This is a genomic window from Anaerotruncus sp. 1XD42-93 (genome assembly GCF_009917605.1).
GTDB lineage: Bacteria > Bacillota > Clostridia > Oscillospirales > Ruminococcaceae > Anaerotruncus.
Genome location: NZ_QZEG01000101.1, coordinates 1 through 5,219, shown reverse-complemented (window position 1 = coordinate 5,219; position 5,219 = coordinate 1). Strand labels below are relative to the sequence as shown.

General features: G+C 56.2%; 7 protein-coding genes. 2 read left to right on the top strand and 5 right to left on the bottom strand.

Going from position 1 to position 5,219, the window contains the following annotated elements:
* The coding region (locus D5269_RS18400) for a hypothetical protein (protein ID WP_207709158.1) at window positions 1-259 on the top strand (259 nt) is incomplete at its 5' end.
* Window positions 260-286: 27 nt separating this feature from the next.
* Here the strand turns inward: D5269_RS18400 and D5269_RS16725 are convergent.
* From D5269_RS16725 to D5269_RS16710, 4 genes are all read right to left on the bottom strand, one after another.
* Window positions 287-457 (bottom strand): 4Fe-4S binding protein, encoded by a 171-nt coding sequence (locus tag D5269_RS16725; RefSeq protein ID WP_016314997.1) that lies wholly within the window; start codon window positions 455-457, stop codon window positions 287-289.
* 176 nt (window positions 458-633) lie between these two features.
* Window positions 634-1,512 (bottom strand): stage 0 sporulation family protein, encoded by an 879-nt coding sequence (locus tag D5269_RS16720; protein WP_016314996.1) that lies wholly within the window; start codon window positions 1,510-1,512, stop codon window positions 634-636.
* 90 nt (window positions 1,513-1,602) lie between these two features.
* On the bottom strand, window positions 1,603-2,571 hold the full coding sequence (locus D5269_RS16715; RefSeq protein WP_016314995.1) for a DNA polymerase III, delta' subunit: 969 nt from the start codon (window positions 2,569-2,571) through the stop codon (window positions 1,603-1,605).
* Window positions 2,571-2,894, bottom strand: coding sequence for a cyclic-di-AMP receptor (locus D5269_RS16710; protein WP_016314994.1), 324 nt, complete (start codon window positions 2,892-2,894; stop codon window positions 2,571-2,573). The genes D5269_RS16715 and D5269_RS16710 overlap by 1 nt, the downstream gene beginning before the upstream one ends.
* A 62-nt stretch (window positions 2,895-2,956) precedes the next feature.
* Here D5269_RS16710 and D5269_RS16705 point away from each other — a divergent pair, with 62 nt between their 5' ends.
* Window positions 2,957-3,256: a hypothetical protein gene (locus D5269_RS16705; RefSeq protein ID WP_120484782.1), complete on the top strand. Its 300-nt coding sequence runs from the start codon at window positions 2,957-2,959 to the stop codon at window positions 3,254-3,256.
* A 53-nt stretch (window positions 3,257-3,309) separates the two neighbouring features.
* On the opposite strand, the gene D5269_RS16700 is transcribed toward D5269_RS16705, so the two are convergent.
* Window positions 3,310-5,031, bottom strand: a complete 1,722-nt coding sequence (locus D5269_RS16700) for a flagellin (protein ID WP_347707311.1) — start codon at window positions 5,029-5,031, stop codon at window positions 3,310-3,312.
* Window positions 5,032-5,219 lie beyond the last annotated feature (188 nt).

The following is a 5,219-nucleotide window of genomic DNA, read 5'->3' as shown; positions in this document are numbered from 1 at the left end:
TGCGAGCCGCAGCGAAGCGTTTCGAGCGCAACCCGCCGAAGGCGGGCTCTTAGCGCGAGATGAGCGCGGAATGCTTTATCCTGTGAAGCGCGTTTTTCGGGTGAATTGCCGCGAAGCGGCGAGAGGGGGCTTTTTGCAAGTGAAAAAGCCCCCTTGCATAAATAAAATACCGAACACGCTCGAAAAAGGCTTCACAGGCCGCCAATTCCTGTTTCCAGGGCCAAACAGAAAAAGCCCTCGCCGCAAAGCGAAGGCTTAATCCTTATGTAGCGAACTCAGCTTGCGATTATTCGGGTTTGATCGCGTTGCTCGGGCACTCGCCAGCGCAGGAACCGCAGTCGATGCAAGCCGAAGCGTCGATCTCGTATTTGCCATCGCCCTCAGAGATAGCGCCAACCGGGCAAACATCTTTGCAGCTGCCGCAAGAGATGCACTCGTCAGAAATTGCATATGCCATGGGGAACACCTCCATTAAAAAATTTGTTTACAGGAAAGCCCGCCTGTACGGCAGACAATACAACAGCGCAACCGCCATTATATCTACTTAGTATTTTACCACAGCTTTTGAAAAAAACAAGTGGCAGACTGTAATTTTTTTCTGGGAATCTGTCCGTTTTTTCGCTGGATGGACCGTCATTTTTTCCGGTCGGGACGTCTATGCTCCTGCGCAGGCTCTTCATCCGTTCCCTCCCGGGCAGGCCGGTCGCCCCGCACCAGTTTGACCTCACTCTTGTTGTAATATTTTGTCGCAGCCTGATCCTTCTCTGACGCGACCTTGAGCATCCCGGTCAGGAGATTGACCTCGGTTACGATGCCCCGGCCATCCTTGGTGCGGACGGTTGACCCCACCCTTGGTGTGGAGTGGAGCAGCTCCTCATAGGCATCCTGCTCATATTTCAGACAGCACATCAGCCGCCCGCAGGTGCCGGAAATCTTGGTCGGGTTCAGAGACAACCCCTGCTCTTTTGCCATCTTGATCGAAACCGGCTGGAACTCCCCCAAAAACGAGGAACAGCAGAACTCCCGCCCACAGATGCCAAGCCCGCCGAGCATCTTTGCTTCGTCGCGCACCCCGATCTGCCGCAGCTCAATGCGGGTGCGAAAGACCGAAGCGAGGTCCTTGACCAGCTCACGGAAATCGACTCGCCCGTCTGCGGTGAAATAGAACAGGATTTTGTTGTTGTCAAAGGTGAACTCGACATCCACCAGCTTCATCTTGAGTTTATGCTTCGCAATCTTCTCGTTGCAGATCTCAAACGCCTGTTTTTCGCGGGCCGCGTTATCCCGCACCCGTTTCAGGTCGGATTCAGTCGCCGCACGAATCACCTGCTTGAGGGGCTTGACCACCTCTTCGTCGCTGATCTTGCGGTTGTCCATCGCAACCTCTCCGCATTCGATTCCGCGCGCTGTCTCAACAATCACGCGGTCCCCTCTTGAAAACTGCAGGTCCGCTGGGTCAAAATAGTACACCTTTCCCGCGCTTTTGAACCTGACTCCGATTATCTCAGCCATAAAGCTCCCCCAACCCAATGATAAATTTATCTGTTTCATATCTTTGGCAGAGGGCTTTCCCTCCTGCCAAAAAATATATCCCGGCTCCTGTCACCCGCCGACCGCAGCCTTGATCCGTTCGACCATACAGGCGCAGAGCAACGGGACGCTGACATTCCGCCGCGCCTGTTCCGCAGCCTGCGCCGCTGCTTCAGCCGCACAGATCGCCTGTTCACAGGTCAGGCGGTTGGTCAGGCGTTCTTCCTGCCCTCCTGCGGCCGGACGACGGTAGCGGGCCAGCGCGGCCTGTGCAAATCCCTCTTCCAAAAGCGGGAGCAGGTCAAGCAGGCTCTGCCGGTCCTTGTCATAAGCCGCCAGGATTTTCAGCGCCTGATAACGGTCCCCGAAAACCAGGATCTCCCGCAGCTGGCGCGCATCCGCTGCCGCTTTCGACGGTTTCGCCGAGCCAAGCAGCTCGAGCGCCCGCCCGATATTCCCGCCCGCTCCCGCAGCGGCGGCCCGCCGTTCCTCCTCCGGGGCATCGGGGGCGAGCGTTTCAAGCGCCTGCGCGCACTGTTCGACCGACGGAACCTCCAGCTCGATCGCTGTCACCCGGGAAAGGATGGTCGGCAGCAGCATCGAACGGTTCTCGCAGAGCAGCACAAACCGCGCATGTGGGGGCGGTTCCTCGATGCTTTTGAGCAGGGCGTTCTGGGCGGCGGCATTCATCGCGTGCGCCTGCTCTAGGATGTATATTTTACAGGTACCCTCGTTTGGTGCAATATATGCGTCCTGCCGGATCTCCCGCACAAGGTCGATCGGAAATTCCTTCTTCCCTTCGGGCACCCCATAGTACCGCACATCGGGATGGACCCGCTTCCCAACCTTCACACACCCGGCGCACTGCCCACACGGCTTTTCCTGGGCGGTGCAGAGCGCATATCGGGCGATGATTTCCGCCGCGAGGTGCTTTCCCGAACCGGCGGGGCCTTCGAGCAGGATTGCATGCGGCAAACGCCCGCCGGCCCCAAGGCTGGCGAGCGCAGCGGAAGCTTTGCGGTTATAAAGCAGACCTGACATCAGAGTTTCTCAAACCGCTCGATGTTGGTGACAAAGATGGTCGCGCCGCCGACCTGCACCTCCACCGGGAACGAGGTGTACATCCCCACCCCATAGGACGCGGAGGACGGTACCATCTGGGTTCGTTTTTTGGAGTGCTTTCCGATAATCGAGATCACTTCATCCACCTTGTCATCATCTGTACCGATCAGGAATGTGGTATTTCCCGCCATCAAAAAGCCACCGGTTGTGGCCAGCCTTGTCACCGAGAACCTGTTCTTGGTCAGCTCTTTGGAAACCCTCGAGCTGTCGTCATTGGATACGATCGCAAAAATCAGTTTCATATTGCCATCCCCCTTTTCCTGCTGTTGATCCTCATCGTTCCACCATAGCAGCAAACGCCTTTGTGACGCGCTTCATGCAGCTGTTTACACGTTACAGACAGGATACCGTGATTGAAAAGCAACTGGCCTCATTGGCCAATGGGGCGGGAACGGTCAGAAGTACACCTGCTGTTCTCACCATAACCCGGCGTCCGATCTGTTCTAATGATTATGATACCATAAATCACCGAAAGATGCCAGAGTTTTTTGTTGGTTTTTTCAAAACAGGCGATACAAACGCATCCACAGGCTGGCGGATCGCAATCGAAACCAGTGGGCCTGCCCTGAACCTGCGCGGGAAAACGCCGACAGCCGGACGGTAAAAACCGTCCGGCTGTTTTGAAGAAAAGACACAGAAAAATGCTTACAACAATCCTTACTGGAGGAGCTGGAGCACGCTCTGGGGCTGCTGATTCGCCTGAGCGAGCATCGCCTGTGCAGACTGGGTAACCACGTTGACCTTGGTGTATTCCATCATCATCTTGGCCATATCGGTGTCGCGGATACGGCTGTTCGCGGCCTGGATATTCTCGGAGGAGGTGTCCAGGTTGTTGATGGTGTATTCCAGACGGTTCTGGATCGCACCAAGCTCCGCACGCTGGGTGGAAACGGTGTCAATCGCGGTTTTCACTGTATTGATCGCATTCTGCGCGCCTTTCAGTGTGCTGATGTCAACCGTATCGACGCCGATCCCCTGCGAAGTCATATTGCCGATCGTAAAGGTCAGCTGGTTATATTGGGCAGCGGTATCACCGATCTGGAGGATGAAGGTGCTTCCAGCACCGCCTGCTGCACCATTGTTATCTGCGCCAGCCGCAGTTGCCTCTACGCCGGTGTCAAGAGGAGCATCCATCTCGCCAGTTAATGCAGTAGCGGTCGTAGCAGAGACTACCACTTTTCCAAGTGCTGTACCATCCGCAGTAGTGAATACCAATGCTTTGTCCGTACCAGCATTGTCTGCGCCAACGATACTATTATTTGCTGCATTGCCGGTGCTGCCAAGCACAACATTGCCAGCTTTCAGCTCGTATCCGTCACCTGCCTGATTCAGCTCAATCGTGATATTGCCGCCAGTCACAGTAGGATCTGCTGCCGCAGCCGCATCAAGCGCCGCCTGGATCGCATCCGCATCCAAACCGCTAGCATCTGCGGAAGCACCGTTACCATCTGCGTCGTCGAAAGTGAGTGCATTCGCTCCGCTGAAGTCCGGCTTTTCAGGGGCATCAGCCGCAGCCGCTTTAGCAGCACCGGCAGCAGGCTCCTGCGGCTCGATGGAAATATCATCGCCAGACATATAGCCGTCCACTTTAGCATTGGTAAGGTCGAGAACAGCAGGGGTCGTCTGGGTAAAGGTGATAGCGGTGCCACCAGCGGTATCGACTGCGCCTGTGAACGCATGATCAGTAGTACCGTCATTAATGTTGAATGTCAGCCCTGCAACCGCATCTGCAAACTCTGCATCGGTCATACCTTCGGTGACCTCAACCTCGCCGATGACCTTGTCACCGAGCTTTATATCCACCTTACCAGGCTTTGTTGCTGTGAAGCCTGCAACATCGAGTTTGATTGTTGCAGCAGTACCAGCAGCGCCGTCTGTTGCGGTGGTGGTCGGTGTTGTTGGCTGGGTGACCTCCGCTGGCTCGACACTCGTACCGCCGGTACCGCCGCTGCCGCCGGTACCATCGAGCAGGTGGATGTCGTTGAAGGTGGTCGCCTGTGCGATACGGTCGATTTCCTCCTGGAGTGCGGAAACCTCGTTCTGGAGCGCATCCCGGTTGAGGTCTGCGTTGATGCCGTTCGCCGAACGGGTTGCCAGCTCGACCATACGGTTGAGCATGTTGTGAACCTCGGTCAGCGCGCCTTCAGCGGTCTGCACGACCGAAATACCGTCCTGTGCGTTCAGGGAAGCGGTGTCCAGACCTTTGATCTGGGCTTTCATCTTTTCAGAGATCGCCAGACCGGAAGCGTCGTCGCCCGCGCGGTTGATGCGGTAACCAGAGGACAGCTTCTCCAGCGCCTTGGAAACCTGGTTGTTGTTCACGCCCAGCTGACGCTGTGCATTGACTGCCATAATGTTGCTTCTTACTACCATTCCCATGGTGAAACCTCCTTAAATTCTGCGGGCGTTATCCATTCCGCCCGTTTATTCTATTTTTCAAGCCTGCCCGCTCCGCGGCGGCGGACAGACCGGAAAACAAATTCATCTGCGCGTTCCGCGCGGGGGCTGTATCTCTGCGTGTGGCAGGGTGCTTTTTCACTTGCAAAAAGCACCCTCTTGCCGCCCTT